Source organism: Clostridium moniliforme, assembly GCF_017873235.1.
Taxonomy (GTDB): Bacteria; Bacillota; Clostridia; order Clostridiales; family Clostridiaceae; genus Clostridium; species Clostridium moniliforme.
Genome location: NZ_JAGGJZ010000003.1, coordinates 59069 through 83421 on the forward strand (window position 1 = coordinate 59069; position 24353 = coordinate 83421).

At 26.7% G+C, this 24353-nt stretch carries 22 protein-coding genes and 1 other annotated feature (1 of these 23 cut by a window edge); of the genes, 15 read left to right on the top strand and 7 right to left on the bottom strand.

The features are described 5' to 3' along the window. Window positions 1-93, top strand: a binding site (T-box leader); it begins 137 nt to the left of the window's first position. Window positions 94-146: 53 nt separating this feature from the next. Continuing rightward, window positions 147-2792, top strand: coding sequence for a valine--tRNA ligase (locus J2Z53_RS06095; protein ID WP_209796514.1), 2646 nt, complete (start codon window positions 147-149; stop codon window positions 2790-2792). A gap of 80 nt (window positions 2793-2872) precedes the next feature. After that, on the top strand, window positions 2873-3538 hold the full coding sequence (locus tag J2Z53_RS06100) for a GTP pyrophosphokinase (RefSeq protein WP_327786701.1): 666 nt from the start codon (window positions 2873-2875) through the stop codon (window positions 3536-3538). 38 nt (window positions 3539-3576) lie between these two features. Here the strand turns inward: J2Z53_RS06100 and J2Z53_RS06105 are convergent, their stop codons facing one another. After that, window positions 3577-4839 (bottom strand): FprA family A-type flavoprotein, encoded by a 1263-nt coding sequence (locus tag J2Z53_RS06105; protein ID WP_209796516.1) that lies wholly within the window; start codon window positions 4837-4839, stop codon window positions 3577-3579. A gap of 598 nt (window positions 4840-5437) precedes the next feature. Further along, window positions 5438-6793 carry a putative bifunctional diguanylate cyclase/phosphodiesterase gene (locus J2Z53_RS06110; protein WP_209796518.1) on the bottom strand — a complete coding sequence of 452 codons (1356 nt, stop codon included), beginning with the start codon at window positions 6791-6793 and terminating at the stop codon, window positions 5438-5440. A gap of 368 nt (window positions 6794-7161) precedes the next feature. On the opposite strand from J2Z53_RS06110, the gene J2Z53_RS06115 reads away from it, so the two are divergent. From J2Z53_RS06115 to J2Z53_RS06125, 3 genes are all read left to right on the top strand, one after another. Next, a complete protein-coding gene (locus J2Z53_RS06115) occupies window positions 7162-7833 on the top strand; it encodes a manganese catalase family protein (protein ID WP_209796520.1) in 672 nt (223 codons plus the stop codon). Window positions 7834-8153: 320 nt separating this feature from the next. Next, window positions 8154-9455, top strand: coding sequence for a bifunctional folylpolyglutamate synthase/dihydrofolate synthase (locus J2Z53_RS06120; RefSeq protein ID WP_209796522.1), 1302 nt, complete (start codon window positions 8154-8156; stop codon window positions 9453-9455). Between the two features lie 46 nt (window positions 9456-9501). Then, window positions 9502-10446 carry a ribonuclease Z gene (locus tag J2Z53_RS06125; protein ID WP_209796524.1) on the top strand — a complete coding sequence of 315 codons (945 nt, stop codon included), beginning with the start codon at window positions 9502-9504 and terminating at the stop codon, window positions 10444-10446. Between the two features lie 86 nt (window positions 10447-10532). Here J2Z53_RS06125 and J2Z53_RS06130 read toward each other — a convergent pair whose 3' ends face one another. Then, the gene (locus J2Z53_RS06130) at window positions 10533-10784 is read right to left on the bottom strand and encodes a TIGR03905 family TSCPD domain-containing protein (RefSeq protein WP_209796526.1); all 252 of its coding nucleotides are present in this window, start codon (window positions 10782-10784) and stop codon (window positions 10533-10535) included. Window positions 10785-10971: 187 nt separating this feature from the next. Here J2Z53_RS06130 and J2Z53_RS06135 point away from each other — a divergent pair, with 187 nt between their 5' ends. Further along, the gene (locus tag J2Z53_RS06135; protein ID WP_209796528.1) at window positions 10972-11808 is read left to right on the top strand and encodes a YncE family protein; all 837 of its coding nucleotides are present in this window, start codon (window positions 10972-10974) and stop codon (window positions 11806-11808) included. On the opposite strand, the gene J2Z53_RS06140 is transcribed toward J2Z53_RS06135, so the two are convergent. Then, a complete protein-coding gene (locus J2Z53_RS06140; protein ID WP_209796530.1) occupies window positions 11792-12328 on the bottom strand; it encodes a DUF4364 family protein in 537 nt (178 codons plus the stop codon). The genes J2Z53_RS06135 and J2Z53_RS06140 overlap by 17 nt on opposite strands. 122 nt (window positions 12329-12450) lie before the next feature. Between J2Z53_RS06140 and J2Z53_RS06145 the strand changes: the two genes are divergently transcribed. Both J2Z53_RS06145 and J2Z53_RS06150 read left to right on the top strand, forming a co-directional pair. Continuing rightward, a complete protein-coding gene (locus J2Z53_RS06145; protein ID WP_209796532.1) occupies window positions 12451-13227 on the top strand; it encodes a polysaccharide deacetylase family protein in 777 nt (258 codons plus the stop codon). 105 nt (window positions 13228-13332) lie between these two features. Continuing rightward, window positions 13333-13986, top strand: coding sequence for a single-stranded DNA-binding protein (locus J2Z53_RS06150; protein WP_209796534.1), 654 nt, complete (start codon window positions 13333-13335; stop codon window positions 13984-13986). A 58-nt stretch (window positions 13987-14044) separates the two neighbouring features. Here J2Z53_RS06150 and dapD read toward each other — a convergent pair whose 3' ends face one another. Further along, window positions 14045-14755: a 2,3,4,5-tetrahydropyridine-2,6-dicarboxylate N-acetyltransferase gene (gene dapD, locus J2Z53_RS06155; RefSeq protein ID WP_209796537.1), complete on the bottom strand. Its 711-nt coding sequence runs from the start codon at window positions 14753-14755 to the stop codon at window positions 14045-14047. Window positions 14756-14895: 140 nt separating this feature from the next. Between dapD and J2Z53_RS06160 the strand changes: the two genes are divergently transcribed. From J2Z53_RS06160 to J2Z53_RS06190, 7 genes are all read left to right on the top strand, one after another. Then, window positions 14896-15441, top strand: a complete 546-nt coding sequence (locus tag J2Z53_RS06160) for a cob(I)yrinic acid a,c-diamide adenosyltransferase (protein WP_209796539.1) — start codon at window positions 14896-14898, stop codon at window positions 15439-15441. Next, complete coding sequence (locus J2Z53_RS06165) at window positions 15441-16574, top strand: pyridoxal phosphate-dependent aminotransferase (RefSeq protein ID WP_209796541.1); 1134 nt, start codon at window positions 15441-15443, stop codon at window positions 16572-16574. The genes J2Z53_RS06160 and J2Z53_RS06165 overlap by 1 nt, the downstream gene beginning before the upstream one ends. A gap of 447 nt (window positions 16575-17021) precedes the next feature. Next, on the top strand, window positions 17022-17948 hold the full coding sequence (locus J2Z53_RS06170) for an ABC transporter permease (RefSeq protein WP_209796543.1): 927 nt from the start codon (window positions 17022-17024) through the stop codon (window positions 17946-17948). Between the two features lie 12 nt (window positions 17949-17960). Then, window positions 17961-18902 (top strand): ABC transporter permease, encoded by a 942-nt coding sequence (locus tag J2Z53_RS06175; RefSeq protein WP_209796545.1) that lies wholly within the window; start codon window positions 17961-17963, stop codon window positions 18900-18902. Window positions 18903-18917: 15 nt separating this feature from the next. After that, a complete protein-coding gene (locus tag J2Z53_RS06180) occupies window positions 18918-19925 on the top strand; it encodes an ABC transporter ATP-binding protein (RefSeq protein WP_209796547.1) in 1008 nt (335 codons plus the stop codon). Then, window positions 19925-20905 carry an ABC transporter ATP-binding protein gene (locus J2Z53_RS06185; protein WP_209796549.1) on the top strand — a complete coding sequence of 327 codons (981 nt, stop codon included), beginning with the start codon at window positions 19925-19927 and terminating at the stop codon, window positions 20903-20905. The genes J2Z53_RS06180 and J2Z53_RS06185 overlap by 1 nt, the downstream gene beginning before the upstream one ends. 59 nt (window positions 20906-20964) lie before the next feature. After that, the gene (locus J2Z53_RS06190) at window positions 20965-22656 is read left to right on the top strand and encodes a peptide ABC transporter substrate-binding protein (protein WP_209796551.1); all 1692 of its coding nucleotides are present in this window, start codon (window positions 20965-20967) and stop codon (window positions 22654-22656) included. A gap of 48 nt (window positions 22657-22704) precedes the next feature. Here J2Z53_RS06190 and dapB read toward each other — a convergent pair whose 3' ends face one another. Next, window positions 22705-23460 (bottom strand): 4-hydroxy-tetrahydrodipicolinate reductase, encoded by a 756-nt coding sequence (gene dapB, locus J2Z53_RS06195; RefSeq protein ID WP_209796553.1) that lies wholly within the window; start codon window positions 23458-23460, stop codon window positions 22705-22707. A gap of 12 nt (window positions 23461-23472) precedes the next feature. Continuing rightward, a complete protein-coding gene (gene dapA / locus J2Z53_RS06200; protein ID WP_209796555.1) occupies window positions 23473-24351 on the bottom strand; it encodes a 4-hydroxy-tetrahydrodipicolinate synthase in 879 nt (292 codons plus the stop codon). Between the last annotated feature and the right edge of the window lie 2 nt (window positions 24352-24353).

A 24353-nucleotide genomic window follows, 5' to 3' on the forward strand; every position in this document is an offset into this window, starting at 1 on the left:
TTTTTCTAGGTCGTTATTTGAATTAAGAGCTTATAAAGGTTTATTATAAACCTTGTAGGAATAAAGGTGGTACCACGAACTTTCGTCCTTTTGTAGGATGAAAGTTCTTTTTTTATTCAATATATTTAATTTTAGGAGGAGTTTAAATGTCAGATATAAAAAATATTGAAACAACATATAATCCAAAAGAATTTGAAGATAGAATTTATAAAACTTGGGAAGAAAAAAAATATTTTACACCAGTAATTGATAAAAATAAAAAATCATATTCAATAGTTATGCCACCACCAAACATAACAGGAAAGTTACATTTAGGTCACGCACTTGACAATACTCTTCAAGATATGCTTATAAGATTTAAGAGAATGCAAGGATATTCAACTCTTTGGCTTCCAGGTCAAGACCATGCATCAATTGCAACAGAAGTTAAAGTTGAAAATGAGCTTCTTAAAAAAGGTCTTAAGAAAAAGGAAATGGGAAGAGAAGCTTTCCTTGAAAAAGTTTGGGAATGGACAGATGAGTATAGAGATAGAATAAGAACTCAACTTAAAAAGATGGGATGTTCTGCTGATTTTACAAGAGAAGCATTTACAATGGATGAACATTTAGATAAGGCAGTTAAACATGTATTTGTTAAGCTATACAATGAAGGTCTTATATACCAAGGAAATAGAATAACTAATTGGTGTCCTAAATGTCAAACAGCTTTATCAGATGCTGAAATAGAATATGCAGAACAAAATGGACATTTTTGGCACATAAACTATCCATTAAAAAACGGAGAAGGTTTCTTAGAAATTGCAACAACAAGACCAGAAACATTACTTGGAGATACAGCAGTTGCAGTTAATCCAAATGATGATAGATTTAAACATCTTATAGGAGAAACTTTAATTCTTCCATTAGTAAACAGAGAAATTCCAATAGTTGGAGATGACTATGTTGATATTGAATTTGGAACAGGAGCAGTTAAAATAACTCCAGCTCACGATCCAAATGACTTTGAAGTTGGAAAGAGACATAACTTAAAAGAAATAAGAGTTATGGATGATAAGGGATTCATAAATGAAAATGGTGGAAAATATGAAGGGCTAGAAAGATATGAAGCAAGAAAAGCTATAGTTAAGGATCTTGAGGAACTTGGACTTTTAGTTAAAATAAAAGATCATACTCATAATGTAGGAACACATGATAGATGTGGAACTGTAATAGAACCAATAATATCAAAACAATGGTATGTAAAGATGCAGTCTTTAGCAGATCCAGCTATAGAGGTTGTAAGAAATAATAAAACTAAGTTTATACCAGAAAGATTTGAAAAAACTTATTTCAACTGGATGGAAAACATTCAAGATTGGTGTATATCAAGACAATTATGGTGGGGACATAGAATACCAGTATGGTACTGTAAAGATTGTAACCACATAAATGTATCAACAGAAGAGGTTGCAACTTGTGAAAAATGTGGAAGTCATAATTTAGAACAAGAAACAGATGTTTTAGATACATGGTTTTCATCAGCTCTATGGCCTTTCTCAACTCTTGGATGGCCAGATAAAACAGAAGATTTAGAATATTTTTATCCAACAAATACTTTAGTTACTGGATATGATATTATATTCTTCTGGGTTGCTAGAATGATATTTAGTGGAATACACAATATGGGAGAAACACCATTTGAAAATGTATTAATACATGGAATAATAAGAGACTCAGAAGGAAGAAAAATGAGTAAGTCTTTAGGAAATGGAGTAGATCCATTAGAAGTTATTGATACTTATGGAGCAGATGCTTTAAGATTTATGCTTGTAACTGGTAATGCACCAGGTAATGATATTAGATATTATCCAGAAAGAGTAGAATCTGCTAGAAACTTTGCAAATAAAATCTGGAATGCTTCAAGATTTGTTATGATGAATTTAGACAGAGATTTAATGAACAAATATAAAGACTTAAAAGATTATAGTTTAGCAGATAGATGGATTCTTTCAAAATTAAATACTTTAGTTAAAGAAGTTACAGAAAATATGGATAAATTTGAACTTGGAATAGCACTTCAAAAGATTTATGATTTAATGTGGACTGAATTCTGCGATTGGTATATAGAACTTGTTAAACCAGTACTATATGGAGAAGATGAGAAAGCTAAGGGAATAACATACAATGTATTATTTACAGTGCTAGAAACAGGTCTTAAGCTTCTTCATCCAGTAATGCCATTTATAACAGAAGAAATATTTACTCATTTAAATGATAAGGAAGAAACAATAACATTATCAGCTTGGCCAGAATATAAAGAAGAATTACTTGATGTAAAGGCAGAGGAAGATATGGCATTTGTTATTGAAGCTATTAAAAACTTAAGAAATTTAAGAGCTGAAATGAATGTTAAGCCATCTAGAAAAGCTAACGTTATATGTTATATTTCAGATGAAGCAAAGGATGCCTTTAGTAAAGGTGCAGCTTATATAGAAAAATTAGCATCAGCATCTAATGTTTCATTTATAGAAAATAAAAATGAAGTTCCAGAAAATGCTGTATCTCTAGTTGTAAAAGGTGGAGAGTTATTTATGCCACTACTGGACTTAGTAGATAGAGATAAAGAACTTGAAAGATTGAATAAGGAACTTAATAAATTAGAAGGGGAAATTGCAAGAATAGATAAGAAGCTTTCAAATGAAGGTTTTGTAGCAAAAGCTCCTGAAAAGGTAGTATTAGGTGAAAAGGAAAAAAGAGTTAAATATATTGAAATGCTAGAGGCTGTTAAAGGAAGAATTGACGCATTAAAATAATTTAACATTTAGCGTTGGTATTAATATGCCAACGCTTTAAATTTTTAACAATAGTTTTTAATTTTAAGGGAGATGGGAAAGTGAGTAATATTATATATGGGAAAGAAAAAAGTTTAAGTAAGGACATTTCTAAAAAAGAAAAACTTTTAACTTGGAGAGATATTTTAATAATATATGATTTTGCTATACAAGAAGTAAATACTAAAATAAATATATTAAATAGTGAATTTAAAAATCTACATGATTATAATCCAATTGAACATATAAAAACTAGAGTTAAAAAGCCAAAAAGCATTATACAAAAACTTATAAATAAAGGTATTGAACCTACAGTTGAAAATGCAATAAAAAATATTAATGATATAGCTGGTGTTAGAATAATATGTTCATTTACAGATGATATATATAGAATATTTGAAATATTAGCTAATCAAAATGATATAAATGTAGTTCAAATAAAAGATTACATAAAACATCCTAAAAAAAATGGATATAGAAGTTTACATGTATTAATAACAATACCTGTATTTTTATCTACAGGTACAAAAAATGTTCCAGTAGAAATACAAATTAGAACAATAGCTATGGATTTTTGGGCAAGTCTTGAACATAAAATATATTATAAATATAGGAATAAGACTTTTGATAATATATCAGATGAATTAAAAGAATGTGCTGATATGATAACTCTTTTAGATAATAAAATGTCAGATATAAGAAATGAAATTAAAAAGATAGAAGAATAAAAATGAGAAGATTTAAATCTTCTCATTTTTATAAATAATTATTTTTTATTTACATCACATTGACCGTGGTCTACAGGATTAATGTTTTTCTCTCCAAACATTATTTTTGAGAAGTTATTACCAAATTCTATAGCTTCATCTATTTGTTCTTTAGAAGCTCTAAATTTAACACGTAAACCTGGATGAACTAATTTCATTTTTAATTCTTCTAATCTAGATTCTATTCTAGGAACAGCTTCTCCACTCCAACCATATGAACCAAAGGCAGCTGCAAATTTCTTACCATTAATTATAGGATTTAAATTAGCTAATAAAATTCTAATTGGAGGTAGTAATTCTCCAACTATTGTTGGTGAACCAAATAATAAACCATCAGATTCATTAATATCTTTCATTATAGCATCGTTATCTTTGTCTTTTGTTAAATCATATAATTTAACTTCAACATTATGGTTCTTCTTAAGTCCTTCTTCAATATATTTAGCAAGTTCTTCTGTGTATCCATAAGCTGAAACATAACAAATTGTAACTTTCTTATCTCCATTTATTATAGGTTTTACAGGAGTTGCCCATTCTTTGAATTTATTTACTACATCCCATGGATTTTCTCTTAAAATAGGTCCATGACCTGGACAAATTATGTCTATATCTAAATCTTTAATTTTATCTATACCTTTAAGAACGAAAGGCTTAAATGGTCCAAATATGGCATCAAAATAATATTTTAAAGAAACATTATAATCTTCTTCATTTTCAACTAAGTCATTGAAAATATTTTCGCATGCGTAGTGACATCCAAAAGAATCACAAGTAATTAAAACTTTATCTTCTTCAACATATGTATACATTGAATCTGGCCAATGTAAAAATGGAGCTGAAATAAATCTTAATGTTTTATCTCCAAGAGATAAAGTATCACCGTCTTTTGCAATAATATAATCAAAATCTCTATTTATAATTTCTTTTAAGAAAGAGATTGCTTGCATTGAACCAACAACTTTTGCATGTGGAGCAAGATCTAAAATTTTTCCAACTGAACCTGAGTGATCTGGTTCTGTATGATCTACAACTATGTAGTCAATGTCAGCTGGAGTTATATTTAAAGTTTCAAGAGTTTCTAAATACTTATCAAAGCACTTTTCTTTAACTGTTTCAAATAAAGCTATCTTTTCACTTCCTTTAACTACGTATGAATTATAACTTGTACCAAATGGAGTATACATTATTATATCAAAAACTCTTAATTCTGGATCTAATGCCCCCACCCAGTGAATACCTTTTTTTATTTCTACATTTCTCATATTTAACACCTCTTGTAATAATAACTTCTAAAAAATAATAAATATTATTCGACATGATTTATGATAACAAAAAAGCAATTGATTGTAAATGATATTTTACTATTAAATAGATAATTTTGTTAAAACATAAATACCCACATAATATATTATAAACTTTTGATAATAAAATATTTAGTAGTAAAATATTAAAAATGTAAATATTGAATTAATAAATCTTGAAACGTAAAGTTTAAATGAATATAAGAATTATTATGATTTTTCCCAAATTTGAAAATACTATATCTAGAAATATTACTTTAAATTATTATCGAAATAGGTTAATTATTTATTTCATTTTGCAAATTAAATATTAAGAATTAAATAATAAATTCTATAGGAACTATTTTCGAATTAATTATATTTAATATTATTAGTAGGATTTTTAAGTTATGAAACAAATTGAAATATAAAATTTTATATTTTTAAGAAATAAAGTCCAACAAGTTAATTGTTGGACTTTTCTTCAATAAAACAGACTATATAATATGTAGTATGTTAAAAGTAAAAGTATTTATAAATTTATTCTTTATAAATTTAATAAATCTTTATAAAATAAATACTAGTTTTCTAAAACAAGCTTATAAGCATTATTTTCAGTAAGAGGTTTTGAAAATAAATAACCTTGTATATAATCTACATTTAATTTTTTTAATAATTCCAATTGTTTAACGGTTTCAACGCCTTCAGCTACTACTGGTAAGTTTAATGTATGGCATATTTTCACAATACAATCTAATATTTCAATATATTTATTACCTTTATCTGTTTGCCATATAAAATATTTATCTATTTTAACTAATGATAAAGGAAGACTTATTAAATAATTTAGTGATGAGTATCCAGTACCAAAGTCATCTAAATATATGAGTATACCTAAATCCTTCAATTTTTGAAGGTTCTCATTAGTTTTCTTTGAATTATTTAATAAAACTGTTTCTGTAAGTTCTATACCTATAATGTTATTAGGAATATTATACTTTTTAATCATATCTAAAAATCCATTAATGAAATTATCTTTCATTAATTGTCTAGCAGAAATATTTATAGATACAGTTATAATGTTTTTTCTATTTTCATTTATCTTTTTTGCAAAACATAAGGATTCTTTTATAACATAATTATTAAAATCATCAAAATAAATAGTTTTCTCAATTAAATTTATAATATTATATATAGGTATATTAGAATATTTTTTATTATTCCATCTAAATAAAGATTCAAAGCTAACTAATTTTTTATCGCAAGTATATTTTGGTTGATAATTCATAGATACATTCTTATTGTTTTTTATATCATTCATTAAATCGTTAATTATAACTGTATTTAGTTTGATTTCTTCTTCTAATTTAGGAGTAAATATTACACTAGTATTTTTGCCTAAACATTTAGCTTTATATAATGCTAAATTAGCTTTCATAAGTAATCTATCTATATTCTTCTTATTATAGTTATCTATCGCAATACCAATGCTTGCAGAAACACTATAAAGATCAATTGAGTTAATAGAGATTTTATTTAGGTTAGACAGTATTTTTTCAGAAATAGTTTCTATAGTTTTTATATCTTTTAGGTTCTCATAGATAATTATAAACTCATCACCATCAATTCGAGCTATATATTTACATTTACATACATCAGATAATATATCTGAAACTCGTTTTATAACTAAATCTCCAATATAATTACCAAAAGAATTATTGATATTTTTTAATTCATCTAAATCTAAAATAAAAATAACTAAATTATTTATATTTATATCATTTTTTAACAAATCACAAATTCTAGAAGTATATTTTCTATTATAAAGATTAGTAAGTTGGTCTTTATATAGTAAATCTTCAATGGTTTTTTCTTGTTTTATATATTGTGAGATTCCTTTTTTAAAATTGTTTATTACAAGCTTTTCATTTGTCAAAAAAACACTTCCTTATAAAGTAGTATAAAGAATTTAATCCTATGTATTATATTGGTTTTAAATCCAATATATTCTTTTATATCAATTAGTATTATAAGGGAGTGGTATTAGTATGTCCATAACATAAAAAGGAAATTAATCTATATAAATAAATTAAATTTTATTAGTTTATAATTTTTTTAATAAAATAAATAACAATTGTATTAACATTAAATACTAAATTTATTAAACAGGAATTATATAAAATAATTTATATAATTGGTATATATATACCATTAATGTGTATGGGATTAAAAAAATAAAGAATATTTTTCTTGCCTAATAAAAATAATAATAATGCAATTTATTAAATTTAGGAGGTAATTATTTTGTTTAAACATGATAAAGCATTATTACATGAAGTTAAGGTTGAAAAACCAAATCCACAATATGCAGCTTTAATGCAAGAACAGCTAGGTGGTGGAAATGGTGAGCTAAAGGCAGCTATGCAATATATATCTCAAAGCTTTAGAATAAAAGATCCAGAGATAAAGGATTTATTTTTGGATATAGGTGCAGAAGAATTAAGTCATATGGAAATGGTAGCTCAAACAATTAATTTATTAAATGGACATGAGGTAGATTATAATAAAACTGAAGTTGGAGAGATAGAAACACATGTACTTACTGGATTATCACCAGTATTAATAAATTCTTCAGGAGCTCCATGGACTGCTGATTATGTTACAGTTACAGGTGATTTAGTTGCTGATTTATTATCTAATATTGCATCTGAGCAAAGAGCAAAAGTTGTATATGAATATTTATATAGGCAGATTGATGATAAATATGTTAAAGAAACTATTGATTTTTTATTGAATAGAGAAGAAGCACACAATGCATTATTTAGGGAAGCATTAAATAAAGTACAAAAAACAGGATCAAATAAAGATTTTGGTGTAACAGAAGATTCAAAGCTTTACTTTGATTTATCTACACCTGGACCAGAACATAAACATCCAGAGCCTACACCACCATCCTTTGATAATCCAAGAAGATAATTTTTCATAGAAGAAATATATTTATAGAATATAATAAATTAATTCTAGATTTAATAATAAAACAATAAAAGTATTAAAAAAGACTAGGAGCTTTATTCTTAGTCTTTTTTCAATAAAAAAAGGAATTTTTTAAACTTAATTTATTATATTTTATTTTTTGAAATCATAATCTTTCATACAAATATAGGTTTTATATATTAAGATATAATCTTAATTGCATGGAAATAAATTTACTAGTAAAATATTAATAGTGTAAAAATTAAATTAATAAAAATTAAAATATAGTTATAATATTTATTTAAGTTTAAGGGGCGAAAAAAATGAATTATGAAGAAGCAATGGAATATATAAAAAAAATCGGAAATTTTGGATCAAATTATGGATTAGAGAGAACAGAAAGGCTTCTTGATATATTAGGAAATCCACATAAAAAAATCAAATGTATACATGTTGCAGGAACAAATGGAAAAGGATCTACTACATCAATTATAACATCTATTTTAATGGAAGAAGGATTTAAAGTTGGTATGTATACTTCACCTTATTTAGAGGAATTTGAAGAGAGAATTCAAATAAATAGAGAAAATATAAAAAAAGAAGAATTAGCTTTTTATATGAAAGATGTAAAAAAGGCAGTAGATGAAGTGATTAAAGAAGGGTATAGTCATCCTACAGAATTTGAAATAATAACATGTTTAATGTTTTTATATTTTTATGTTAAAAAGGTTGATTATGCAGTTATAGAAGTAGGGCTTGGAGGAAGATTAGACTCAACTAATGTTATAAAGCCTTTAGTAAGTGTTATAGCTTCAATTAGTCTTGACCATACAAATATATTAGGAAGCAGTTTAAAAGAGATAGCAAGAGAAAAGGGGGGCATAATAAAGGAAGATATTCCATTAGTATTATACCCTCAAGAAGAAGAAGCTTTAAATGAACTTAAAAATATAGCAGAAGAAAAAAATTCAAAAATATATGAAGTTAAAAAAGATGATGGGGAATTATTAGATATAATAAAAGAAAGGGACTACTATCAGAAGATAAAAATAAAAGGGGAACTTGATATTTATTACTTAAATTTAAAACTTTTAGGAGAACATCAAATATTAAATTGTGCTCTTGCCGTTAAGACAGTGGAAGTTTTATCTAAATTAGAAGGATTTAAAATAAACAATCTTAAAAAGGGTGTAGAAAATGCAAAGTGGAAGGGAAGACTTGAAGTTTTAAATAAAAAGCCTACTGTTGTTATAGATGGAGCTCATAATATTCAAGGAATAAAATCTCTTACAAGAAATGTAACTAAATATTTTAAATATAATAATTTATATCTTCTAATAGGAATACTTGCAGATAAGCAAGTAGAAGAAATGATAAATGAAATAGCTCCTTTAAGTAAAAAAATTATTGCTTTAACTCCAAATAGTGATAGAGCAGAGCTTTCAAGTGAACTTAAAAAGGAAATTGAGAAAGTGAACAATAATGTAGAAAGTTTTGAAAGCTATGAGGATGCCTTTAAAAGCATATTAAAAGTAGCGAAAGAAGAAGACTTAATTTTAGTAACAGGTTCTTTATACATGATTGGAGAAATGAGGGGAATAATAAATAGAATAAAGTTTAATTAAATTGTAAATATTATTTCATCTAAATATGATTATAGGTGGGGATTTTATGATAAATTTGACCTTTCTAGGAACTGGTGGAGGTATGCCTATGCCTTATAGACATCTTTCTTCTCTTATGATTAATTATAAAGGAAGAAAAATTTTAATTGATTGTGGAGAAGGATGTCAAATAGGAATAAGAGAATATTCTTTAGGATTTAAAAGTATTGATATTATATTTATAACTCATGGTCATGGAGATCATGTAAATGGGATTTCAGGACTTTTATCAACTATTAGAAATAGTGGTAGGGAAAAAGATTTAATAATTATAGGACCTAAAGGAATTAAAGATATCATAAAAGGACTTATGATAACAGCTAAGTACCTTACATACTCTATTGAAGTTATTGAATGCGAAGAAGAAAAATTATTTTTTAATTTAAAGGATGGAAGAATCAATTTTTGTGATGAAAAGTTAAGTGAAATAGAAATAGATACTTTGCCATTAGATCATTCAACAGATTGCATTGGAGCTAAAATAAAAATAAATAGAAAAGCTAAATTTGATAAAGAACTTGCTATAAAAAATAATGTGCCAAAGATTATTTGGAGTAAGCTTCAAAAGGGTGAGATAGTAGATTATGAAGGTGTTAGGTATACTAGTGATTTAGTTTTAGGAGAAAAAAGAAGAGGAATAATATTAAGCTATATAGTAGATAGTAGACCTATAGATAGTATTATAGACTTTATTTATAAAAGTGATTTATTTATATGCGAAGGAACTTATGGGGATAATGATGACTTAGAGAAGGCTATTAAAAATAAACATATGACCTTTAAAGAAGGAGCAACCCTAGCAAAAAGGTCTTTTTCACATGAATTAATTTTTACTCATTTTTCGCCTTCTATGATGAATCCTAAAGAATTTATAAATAATGCTACCGAAGTATTTAATAATTCACATATAGCCTATGATGGAATGAAAAAAGAAATAAATTTCATAAAATAAAGTTAACTTAAAAATTAAAAAAGCAAAATAATAAACTAATTAGTAACTGAATTACTTTTAAATGTTTATTATTTTGCTTTTTAGTTTTATAAATTTTTATTTTTAATTTCTCTTAAAGCCTTTGATAATTGATCAGGACATGATGTATCTTTACTTCCACATTTAATGCCTTGAAGTCTTGAAATTGCTTCATCAACATCCATTCCTTCTACAAGTTTAGAAATACCAAACAGGTTTCCAGGACATCCTTTAATAAATTCTACAGATTTTATTATATTATTTTCCACATCTAAATGTATTTCTGTTGAACACACACCACTTGTTTTATAAGTATACATAACTACCTCCAAAGATAAAATATTACAATATAATTATACTTAGAAAAATAAAAGAAATAAAGTATATTTTGTCGCTAAATAGGAAGTGAAATCATAATATAAATGTATAGATACTCCTTAGGAGGTGTTACTAATAGAAAATATTTATATTTGTAATACTTGTGATAATTGCATAAGGAGAATAGATGTGAAAGGATTATCTTTAGAAAAGATACAATTAAATTTACAAGAAAAAGAAATTGGACCAATAAGTATAGATGTAAAAGGAGGCATTGGTGTAGTAGCAAACAGTTATGGGAATAGTATTTCTTTTTTAGATTTAGTAAGTTTAAAAGAATCTTATAGACAATATATAGGACCTAATCCAAAAGATATTAAATTTTATAAAAAATATGTTTGTATTTTGTGCAATGAAATAAATTCAATAATATTATACAATTTTATATCAAAAACTATTGATTTTGTAATTCCTTCAGGAAATTATCCAGAAAGTTTTGTAATAGACAGTATAAATGATATAATGTTAGTTTCTAATTTTATGGAAAGTACAGTATCTGTTATTAATTTAAGAAATAAATCTTTAGATAAAGTAATAGATGTTGGTTTATATCCAGCAAAAGTAATTTTATCAAAAGATAGAAAATTTTTTTATGTTTGTGAAACTAATATAGGAGAAGACAAGGAGGGTTTTATAGGAATATATTCTATTAATGATTTTAAGCTTATTAAAAGAATAAAGGTTGGAGTTATTCCATCTGATATATATGAGTTTAATGATAAAATATATGTTACTAATTTTGGAGAGGGAAGTATTAGTGTAATAAACATAAAAACGGGAAAAGAATTTAAAAGGATAAACTTAGGAGGTATGTTAAATAAGGTTATAAAAACAGAAAATACAATGTATATAAGTGATTATATTAATGGAATTTTATATTTAATAGATGAAAGAAATGGAAAGTTAAAAACCATTGCAATAGGAAATGAGCCTAATGCAATGATTCTTGTTAATTCAAATCACTAAATAGAAGATTTATTATTTGAGTATAAATTTCAGAAGGATCTTTTTGCCACTTGTCGCACAGATGAGTGGCTTGTTTTTTTGTAGGCACTTGAAGTTTTAATTCCATTAAAGTGCAATCATCCTCTAAAGCTTTTATGTCAACAATAAAGCTATCATTTGATTCTATAGTATAGTCACTATGTATTGTTAATTCTTTTTTTATTAAATCTATATGTGATTTAACATATTCGTTAATAAGAGATATTTTTGATTTTGATATTCTATCCTTAAAAAATGAAAGAACACTATCACCTTTATCTGTAAGTTTTAATAAATTTTTATCCATTACTTCTGTATATTCAATAAAATTTGCTTCATCAAGTTCTGATATGTATTGTTGTAAGGTAAAATAGTTAATAAAACTATTTTCAAGAACTATTTCAGTGAGTTGTGTATTAGAAATAGGGTGTTTTAAGGTTTTTAAAATATATAAAAGTAATAATTTATTTTCTGCTAATTCTAATGAACTCTCTTCGTACATAATTAAGCCTCCATTTTATATAGGTATATTAATAATTATAGCATAAAATTAAAAATAATGAATATAGTGTAATTAAATAAAAATAAACAGCACATAATTAGAAATATAGAAGGGAGAAGGGGTTGAATTTAAAAAGTAAAAAGAGTTTATTGCAAATATTTATATTAATAACATTAATTTTAATTTTTTCAATAACAGTTATTATAAAAAAATATGATGAAGTAAAGGATGTCTTAGCTAGGGAAAAAAATTTACCTATACATTCAGTCGATATTGAAGAGAAAAAAATTTCACTAACTTTTGATGTAAATTTTGCAGAAAAAGATTATTTAAATGACATATTAAATATAATGGAGAAATACAATATAAAAGGAACATTTTTTGTAATGGGATCTTGGATAAACTATACAGATGAAAATAAAGAAAAATTAAAATTGATAGCTAATAAAGGGCATGAAATAGGCAATCATAGTTATATTCATCCAAATTTTTCTCAAATAAGCGATGAAAAAATAGAAAAAGAAATAAGAAAAACAGATGAAGCAATAAGAAATGTTACAAAGGATGCAAGTAAATTATTTAGATTTCCAAGTGGAGATTATAATGAAAAGTCAGTAAAGAAAGTTAAGGAACTTGGATATATTCCAATTCAATGGGATGTTGATTCTATTGATTGGCGTGAAGATGGAGAAAAAGTAGAGTATGAAAGAATTAAAAAGAAGGTTAAAAATGGATCTATACTTCTTTATCATAATAATGCAAAGTACACACCTAAAAATATTGAAAAGATAATAAAGGAGCTTAAAGAAGAAGGTTATGAGTTTAAAACTGTAGGAGAAATGATCTATAAAGAAGATTATTATATTGATTCAGAAGGACTTCAGCATAAAAAAATATAATTTATGTTGAAAATGGCATAAATTATGTATTATAATGGAAATGTATAAGTGGGGATCTTTTATTTTATAAAAATTAGTTTATTACAAAGGGAGAGAGGGTTTACAATGGATAATTTAATGTTAAACAACAAAATTTATCTTGAAGGAAAGGTAGTTTCAAATTTAGAGTATAGTCATGAAATGTATGGTGAAGGGTTTTATACATTTGGACTTGAAGTACAAAGATTAAGTGATTCAGTAGATTTATTGAATGTTACAATTTCAGAAAGATTATTAGCTGGTTTTGATATTAGTATAGGTAAAGATGTAATTGTTGAGGGACAATTAAGATCATACAATAAATTTATAGATGGATCTAACAAATTAATACTTACAGTTTTTGCTAGAAATATTGAACCTTGTATAGAAAAAAGTAAAAATCCTAATGAGATTTTCTTAGATGGATATATATGCAAGGAACCAGTATACAGGACTACTCCATTTGGTAGGGAAATTGCAGATGTTTTATTAGCGGTAAATAGAGCATATAATAAATCAGATTATATACCAACAATTGCTTGGGGAAGAAATTCAAGATTTTGCAAGACATTAGAAGTTGGAGATAACATTAAAGTATGGGGAAGATTACAAAGTAGAGAATATCAAAAAAAGATATCAGAAACAGAAGTAGTAAAAAAAATAGCTTATGAAGTTTCAATATCAAAAATGGAAAGATCTAAAAAGGAAGAAATTAATGAAGCCAAAGAAGGCGCAGTATAAAATTAAATTTTAAGTAAAAAAGGTATTTGAAAATTTTCAAATACCTTTTTCTTTTAAATTATTTTCTTAAATCGTCAAGAAGTTGAGTTTTATCTTTAGTTTTGTCATCAACTGTTTTAATTATTTTAGCTGGAGAACCGGCTACAACAACTCCAGCTGGAATATCTTCTGTTACAACAGAACCTGCAGCTACAACAGAGCCATTTCCAATTTTAACTCCTTCTAATATTACAGCATTTGCTCCAATTAAAACATCATCACCAATTTCACAAGGAGATTTACTTGGTGGTTCTAAAACTCCAGCAACAACTGCACCTGCTCCTAAGTGAACTCTCTTTCCAAGTTTTCCACGAGCACCTATAACAGCATTCATATCAACCATTGTTCCTTCGCCTATTTCAGCACCTATATTAATAACAGCACCCATCATAATAACGGCATTTTTACCTATACTTACTCTATCACGAATTATAGCACCTGGCTCAATTCTAGCTTCTACTTCAAGAATATCAAGCATTGGTATTGCAGAATTTCTTCTATCATTTTCTATTCTAAAGTGATTTATTAAATGCTTATTATCTAATATAACCTTTGATATTAAGTCAGATTCACCTATTAATATGTAGAAACCATTAGCTCCATACCATTCTATTCCTTCTAAATTTGCTTCTCTTAAATCACCATTTACATATACTTTAACTGGTGTTGATTTTTTAGCTTCTTTTATAAATCTTGCTATCTCATATGGATCAGTAAAATTATATTCCATAGTATCATCCTTTCTAAAATCATTATTTATTAATAATAAACTAATTATAATAAAAAAACTTATATAATGAAAGGGTTAGCGTGAAAAAAGAACAAAATTTGATAGTAGATTAAGATTAATGTAAAATATTTTTAAAGGAGATGATACTTGTGAAACTAAAAGAAGGTTTTGTTCAGATATATACAGGTAATGGAAAGGGAAAAACTACAGCAGCAATAGGTCAAGGTATGAGAGCTTATGGAAATGGACTTAATGTTATAATGGTTCAATTTTTAAAAAGTGGAGAAACAGGAGAACTTAAAACTGTAGATGAATTAGGAAGTAATTTTCAAATATTTAGGTTTGAAAAAAGAAGAGGTTTTGTTTGGAACCTTAGTGAAGAGGAAAAGGAAGAAGTTAAAAAGGAAGTAAGGGTTGCTTATAAATTTATACTTTCAATATTAGAAGATGAAAAATGTGATGTACTTATTATAGATGAAGTTATGGGTGTTATTAAAAATAAATTTTTAACTGTTGAAGAAGTTTTAGAAATTATAAATAAGAAACCTAAAAATGTAGAGTTAATAATGACAGGGAGAAATGTACCAGAGGAAATATTAGAAAGAGCTAATTTAGTTACAGAAATGAGAGAAGTAAAACATTATTTTAAAGAAGGTGTTAAGGCAAGAAAGGGGATTGAATTTTAATGAATAATAGAGTAGAGAATGTTGAAATATCTGGAATAAGAAAATTTTATAATAAAGTTAGAAAAGTTGAAGGAGCTATTTCTTTAACTCTTGGACAGCCAGATTTTAATACTCCTGATATTGTAAAAAGAGGAATAGAAAAAGCATTATTAGAAAATAAAACAACTTATACTTCAAATGCAGGACTTGATGAATTAAGAGAAGAAATATCAAAATATTTAAATACATTAGGAATTAAATATAATAAGGAAGAAATATGTATAACAGTTGGTGGCAGCGAAGGAATTTTTTCAAGCCTTATGGCATTGTTAAATGAAGGAGATAAAGTTTTAATTCCAACACCAGCTTATCCAGCTTATGAAAGTATTGTAAATATGGTTGGAGGAACAGTTATAAATTATGAATTAAATAATGATTTTACAGTTAATGTAGACAACATAAAAGAAAAGTTTAAAAAAGAAGATTGTAAATATTTAGTTTTATCCTTCCCAACTAATCCAACAGGGGCAATACTTGATAAAAATGGAAGAGATGAATTAATAAAATTTATAAAAAATGAAAATATAATTGTAATTACAGATGAAATATATGCTTCAATTATTTATAATAATTATTATTCTGTAGCTCAAGATGAAAGTATAAAAGATAAAATTATATATATTAGTGGTTTTTCAAAAATGTTTTCAGCAACTGGGCTTAGAATTGGATACATAGCATGTAGTGAAAATATTATGAAGGAAATAATGAAAGTTCATCAATATGGAGTATCTTGTGCACCTTCTATTGTTCAATATGGAATGATTGAAGGATTAAAATATGGTATGGATGATGTATTAAAAATGAAAAATGAGTTTTTAAACAGAAAGAATTATGTTGTAAATAAATTAAGAGAAATTGGGTTTGAAGTTAATGATCCTAAAGGTGCTTTTTATGTATTTCCTTCAATTAAAAAATTTAAATTAACTTCTGATGAATTTTGTGAAAGATTATTAAATGAAGAAAAGGTAGCCTGTGTTCCAGGAACAGCCTTTGGAGTAGGTGGAGAAGGATTTATTAGAATATCTTATTGTTACTCTATGGAAGAGTTAGAATTAGCTTTAAATAAAATAAAGAATTTTATAGATAAATTATAATATATAATTTATTTGTTATATAGCAGTTACTATTTGTAATTGCTATTTTTTTATGTAAATAATAGTTAATATATAAATTAATTATTAAAATGGGTATAGTATATGACTTTAAAATACGAACAAAAAATATAAAATGTTTAAAAATAAGATGTAGATGATTAATTAATATAAAAAAGTTTTTATTAAATAAATATAAAAAATAAAGAAAATAAAAAATTAAATTGAGAAATAATTAATTTTTACGAATTCTTTTATAAAGCTATAGTAAACGTATTCTAAAATCTGGAATTATTTTAATGCATTATTAAAATATAAAAATATGTATAATGATTCATTAAAAATAAATGAATGAAACTAACATTATTTCTTGAAAATGAACATAGATATAATATAATTAACAACAAATATTTACAATTTAAACAATAAAAAGAAAAAGGGGTGGTAAAAATGCTAAAGTACATAGGAAAAAGAGTATTTACTAGTATTTTAACAATATGGGCGGTTGTTACACTAACCTTCTTCTTGGTAAGGGCAATGCCAGGAGGACCATTTGATGGGGAAAAGATTACAGCTGAAATGAAAGTAGTATTAAATGAAAAATATGGATTAGACAAACCATTAAGTGAGCAATATTCAATTTATATGAAAAACTTATTAAAGGGTGATTTAGGAGAATCTTTAAAATATAGAGGAAGAGAAGTAAATGAAATAATTACTTATTCATTTCCTAAGTCAGCTAAAATTGGTATTGTTTCTATAATTTTTTCTTTAGTAGCTGGAACATTACTTGGAGTAATTTCTGCACTTAAAGCTGGAAAATGGCCAGACAAGCTTTGTATGTTTATATCAACCTTAGGTATAACTGTACCAAGTTTTGTAATTGGAGCTGTATTAATTTATTACTTTACAGTTAAATTAAGATTACTTCCAGCAGTAGGACTTAAGGGACCTGAAACATTTATAATGCCAGTTATAGCACTTGCAGGAAGTTCAATGGCGTTTATAACAAGACTTACAAGAAGCAAACTTATAGATGTATTAAAATCTGATTATATTAGAACAGCTAGGGCAAAGGGATTAGATAAAAATGTAGTTGTTTTTAAACATGCACTTAGAAATTCACTTATTCCTGTTGTAACTTATCTTGGACCACTAGTAGCTTCAATACTTACAGGATCCTTTGTTGTTGAAAAAATATTTGTAATACCTGGACTTGGAAATGAGTTTGTTTCAACAATTACAAATAGAGATTACACAGCATTACTTGGAGTTGTAGTTTTCTTTTGTACTTTAATAGTTATTTGCAACTTATTAGTTGATATTTTATACGTAATAATAGATCCAAGAATAAAACTTGAAGATGTTGAAGGATAGGGGGAAAGATTTATGGAGAATTTAGAATTTAATAAAGATATGGTTACTCCCTTATCAAAAGAAGAAAAGAGTTTTGAGCAAAATATAAGACCAAGTGTTGGGTATTGGAAAGATGCATGGAATAGATTAAAAGAAAATAAAATAGCTTTAGTTTCATTAATAGTAATAATAGTATTAATTTTACTTGCGATAATAGTTCCAATGACTTCAAAGTTTTCCTATGATGCTCAAAATTTAAAACTTAAAGATTTAAAACCAAATGGAGTACATTTTTTTGGAACTGATAAACTAGGAAGAGATTTATTTGTAAGAGTTATGATGGGAGCTAGATATTCATTAATTATTGGAGGGGCAGCAGCTGTAATTAACTTATTTGTTGGAGTTTTATATGGAGGAATTTCAGGATTCTTTGGTGGGAAACTTGATAATATCATGATGAGAATAGTTGATTGTCTTTACTCAATACCAACAACTATATATGTAGTAATAATAATGGCTGTTTTAAAAGATACAGCTTTTGATAAAACTGGAATATTAAGTATTATAGTAGCTCTTTCAATATCTTATTGGGTTGGAATGGCAAGAATCGTTAGAGGAGATATTTTACAATTGAAACAACAGGAATTTGTTCTTGCAGCTAAAACTTTAGGAGCATCAAAAAAGAGAATTTTATTTAGACATTTAATACCAAATTGCATGGGATCAATTATAGTTACAATGACTCTTTTAATTCCTCAAGCTATATTTACTGAAGCTTTTTTAAGTTTTATAGGATTAGGGTTAAATGCACCTCTTGCATCATTAGGAACATTATGTAATGATGCAATGCCAGCAATATATACTAATCCATATCAACTATTTTTCCCAGCAGCTATGATATGTTTAATAATACTTTCATTTAATATGTTAGGGGATGGATTAACAGAAGCATTAGACCCTAAACATCAAAGATAGGAGGAATTAGAAATTATGAGTAAATTATTAGAAGTTAAAAATTTAAGAACCTCCTTCCATACACATTTAGGTGAAGTTAATGCAGTAAGAGGAGTTTCATTTTACGTAAATAAAGGAGAAGCTTTAGGAATTGTTGGAGAATCTGGATGTGGTAAATCAGTTACTATGATGTCAATAATGAAACTTCTATCAGAAAATTCTAAAATAAAAAGTGATGAAATAATATTTGATGGAAAAAATATTAGCAATTATAAAGAAAAGGATATGGAAAAAATAAGAGGAAATGATATAGGAATGATATTTCAAGATCCTATGACTTCCTTAAATCCTCTTTATACTATAGGAGATCAGTTAACAGAGCATTTAGTAAAGCATAGGAAAATTTCTAAAAAAGAAGCAAGAAAAAAGGGAATAGAGATGCTTAAACTAGTTGGTATACCAAGTCCAGAAAAAAGAATGAAGCAATATCCTCACGAATTTTCAGGAGGAATGAGACAAAGGGCAATGATAGCAATAAGTTTGATTTGTGAACCTAAATTAATTATTGCAGATGAACCAACTACAGCTTTAGATGTTACTATTCAAGCACAAATATTAGATCTTATGAAAAATTTAAAAGAAAGATTAAATACTTCAATTATACTTATAACTCATGATCTTGGAGTAGTAGCAGACCTTTGTGCAAGAATAAATGTTATGTATGGCGGATTAATTGTAGAATCAGGAAGTGCTGAAGATATTTTTTATAGAGGAGCTCATCCATATACTTTAGGACTTCTTAGAAGTGTACCTAATCCTATGAAAAAGATTAAAGAAAAGCTTACACCTATAGAAGGTAGACCTCCAGATCTTTTAAATCCTCCTAAGGGATGTCCATTTGCTGATAGGTGTGATTATACAATGAAGATTTGTATGGAGAACAGACCGCCTTTATTTAACATAGATAATGGACATAATGCAGCTTGTTGGTTATGTCATAAAGATGCTCCAAAAGTTAATTTGTCTATAGGAGGGGAGGAGTAATGAAAGAATTTAAAGATAGAATTTTAGAAGTTAAAAATTTATGCAAGTATTTTCCTATAAATAAGGGGATATTTAGTAAAAAAAGTTTTGTTAAAGCAGTTGATAATGTATCTTTTTCTATAAAAAAAGGTGAAACATTAGGTCTTGTAGGAGAATCAGGATGTGGGAAAACTACAACTGGAAGAACTATATTAAAGTTATATGAGCCAACAAGTGGAGAGATAATTTTTAATGGTGAAGATATAACTAAAAAATCTGAAAAAGAAATGATTCCATTAAGAAGAAAAATGCAAATGATTTTTCAAGATCCATATGCATCATTAAATCCAAGAATGACAGTTGGGGATATTGTTGGAGAAGCAATAGATATTCATAAATTGTATAAGGATAAAGAAAGGGAAGAGAGGATTAGATATTTACTTAATAAAGTTGGATTAAATGGAAGTCATATAAATAGGTATGCTCATGAATTTTCAGGAGGTCAAAGACAAAGAATTGGGATAGCAAGGGCTCTTGCAGTTGAACCAGAATTAATTATTTGTGATGAGCCAATATCAGCATTAGATGTTTCTATTCAAGCACAAGTAATAAATATGTTAGAGGAGCTTCAAGAGGAACTTTCTTTAACTTATCTGTTTATAGCTCATGATTTATCTATGGTTAAGCATATTTCAACACATATTGGGGTTATGTATTTGGGTCAAATGGTTGAAAAGGGACCAAGTGATGATGTTTATCTTAAGCCAAAACATCCATATACAAAAGCACTTTTATCAGCAGTTCCAATTCCAGATCCTAGAATTGCAAAGGAAAATAAGCGAATTGTTTTAGAAGGAGATGTTGTATCACCGATAGATCCAAAAGTTGGATGTAGATTTAAAGGTAGATGTAAATATGCAAAGGATATTTGTAATAGGGAAGATCCAGTTTTAAAAGAAGTTGAAAAAGATCACTTCGTAGCATGTCATTTGTTTAATTAAGAATAATTCATTATCTAATAGATAATTTATTATAACTAAATATAAAAGGGGGATAAGAAATGAAATTAAGTAAAATCAAAAAACTTTGTGCTACTACTTTAGCAGTGGCTATAAGTGCATCTGTTTTTACTGGGTGTGGAAATTCTAATGAAGGGGGATCTAGTTCTGGAGCTGACTCTGTAGAGCAAAAAATTACTTATAATATTGGGGCTGTTGTTGAAACAATTGATCCAGCACTTAATACAGCTGTAGATGGTTCAACAATTATATCAAATGCATTTGAAGGATTAGTAAAGCTTGATGAAAATGATAAAGCTGTTCCTGGAGTTGCAAAAGAATGGAATGTATCAAAGGATGGTTTAACTTATACTTTTAAATTGCGAGATAATGCAAAATGGTCAGATGGTAAAGCTGTTACTGCAAAAGATTTTGAATATGCTTGGAAGAGAGTTCTAAACAAAAATACAGCAGCTGAATATGCATATCAATTATTTTATATTAAAAATGCAGAGGAATATTATAATGGAAAAGTTAAAGATAAGGATTTAGGAATTAAAGTTATTGATGATAACACTTTAGAAGTTACATTAAATTCACCAACTCCATATTTTATAGAACTTATGGCTTTCCCAACATATATGCCTGTAAGAAAAGATGTTATAGATGAAAATAAGGACAAGTGGACTAATAAGCCAGAAACTTATATTTCAAATGGAGCATTTAAATTAACAGATTATCAAATGAAGGATTCTTATACTTTTGAAAAAAATGAAAATTATTGGGATAAAGATAATGTGAAATTAGAAAAGTTAATTTGTAAAATGGCAACTGATGAAACAAGTTCTTACGCATCATTAGAATCAGGAGATTTTGATGTAATATCAAATGTTCCTACAGAAAGAATAGATGATGGTAAAGAAAAAGGATTAGTTAAGATATTTCCGAATTTAGGAACATATTTTGTATGTATAAATGTAGGAAATGAATTTAATAAATTAGATAAAGAAGTTCAAAAAGCTCTTTCAAATAAAAAGGTAAGACAAGCGCTTTCATTAGCTGTAGATAGAGTTTCTATAGTTGAAGATGTTGCTAAGGCAGAACAAGTACCATCAGCAAGCTTTGTTCCATATGGACTTAAAGATGATAATGGAAAAGAATTTAAAAATAATAAATTTGATCCTACAAAACAAGAAGAGAATATAGAGGAAGCTAAGAAGTTATTAAAAGAAGCTGGATATCCAGAAGGAAAAGGACTACCAGAAATTGAATTAATGTATAACTCAGAAGGTGGACATAAACCTATTATGGAAGTTATTGAACAAAATTGGAAAGAAATTGGTGTTAAAGTTAAACTTACAAATCAAGAGTGGGCTGTATTTTTAAATACAAGACAAAATGGAGATTATCAAATTGCAAGACACGGATGGTCAGCTGATTATACAGATCCAATGACATTTTTAGATATGTGGCTAAGTGGAAATTCAGAAGATAAAAATAGCTGGGGAAATAATGATTCACATTTTTCTAATAAAGAGTACGATAAGTTAATTAAAAAAGCTAAAAAAGAAAAAGATAATGAGAAGAGATTTGAATATATGAAAAAGGCAGAAAAAATATTATTAGATGAGATGCCAATTATACCAATTTATGATTATACTAAAATACATGGAATACAATCTTATGTAAAAGGATTTAGAGCATCAACTTTAGGTCAAGTATTTTTTGATAAAGTATATATAGAAGCACATTAATATAAATAAAAATATGGTAGATAAAATTATCTACCATATTTTTTTATTTTATAGACCTATTACATCATCCATGTTATATAGACCAGGTTTTGTAATTTTACTCATATATTCACAAGCTTTTAAAGCTCCAACTGCAAATACTTCCCTTGAAATAGCTTTGTGATTTAATTCAATAACTTCTCCAGTACCTGCAAAGATTACATCATGGTCTCCAACAATTGAACCACCACGTATTGCGTGAATTCCTATTTCTTCTTTTTCACGTTTATGATGACCAGATCTTCCATAGACATATTTAGTTTCTTCATCTAAAGAATCTTTAATAGTGTCAGCTAAAAGAAGAGCAGTACCACTTGGTGCATCTACTTTTTGATTATGATGTTTTTCAATTATTTCAATATCATAATTACCATATAATAAAGGAGCAACCTTTTTTAATAATGAATTTATTAAGTTAATGCCAAGAGACATGTTTGCTGATCTAAATAAAGGAAGAGTTTTGCTCTTTTCATCTATAAGATCTAAATCTTCTTTAGAAAAACCAGTTGAGCATATAATTAATGGCTTTTTTGTTTTCTCTGTTAATTCTAATAGTCCTTTTAAAGCATCAGCTCTTGAAAAATCAAGTAAAACATCATATTCAATATCTACATCTGAAGGAGAAGTAAATATTTTATATGGTGAATCACTCTTTGGAAATCTATCAATACCAGCTACAATTTCAAGATCTTTAAAATCTTTTATTATATTTGTTATAACAGTTCCCATTTTACCTGAGGCTCCGTTTAATATTATTTTAGTCATAAATTTATCTCCTTACATTAATTTATATTTTTTTAATGTATCCTCTAATTTATTTTTTAGTTTTTCATCCATTTCGTATAAAGGAAGTCTTAGAGGACCAACTTCAAATCCCATTAAATTAAGAGCAGTTTTAACTGGAATAGGATTAGTTTCTAAAAATAATGAATTTGCAAGTTCTAAAGTATCTATTTGAATTTTTGATGCTTCATGACATTTAGAATCTAAATACATTCTTGTCATATTATGAACTTCCTTTGGAATTACATTTGCAAGAACAGATATAACACCTTTTCCACCAAGAGACATAATAGGTATGATTTGATCATCATTGCCAGAATATATATCTATTGAATCTCCACAAATAGCTTTTATTTCTGCAACTTGACTTAAATTTCCACTTGCTTCTTTAACAGCTACAATATTTTTAAGTTTTGAAAGCTCTTTTAAAGTAGAAGGTGATACGTTCATACCAGTTCTACTTGGAACATTATAAACTATTATTGGAATATTAACTGCATTATTTACAGCTTCAAAATGTTTTATTAAACCTTTATTGTTTGTTTTGTTATAGTATGGTGTAATTACTAATATAGCATCAACACCAACACTTTCAGCATATTTACTCATTTCAATTGCAGCCTTAGTATTGTTTGAACCAGTACCTGCAATTACAGGAACTCTACCGTTTATAACTTCTACTGTAAACTTTATAACTTCTTTTTTTTCTTCTAAAGTCATAGTAGTAGCTTCCCCTGTAGTTCCACATATTATTATGGAGTCAGTTCCTTCCTTTACATGCCATTCTAAAATTTCTTTTAATTTATCATAATTAACTCCATCATTAGTAAATGGAGTAACTAATGCAACACCTGAACCTTCAAAAATTGCCATAT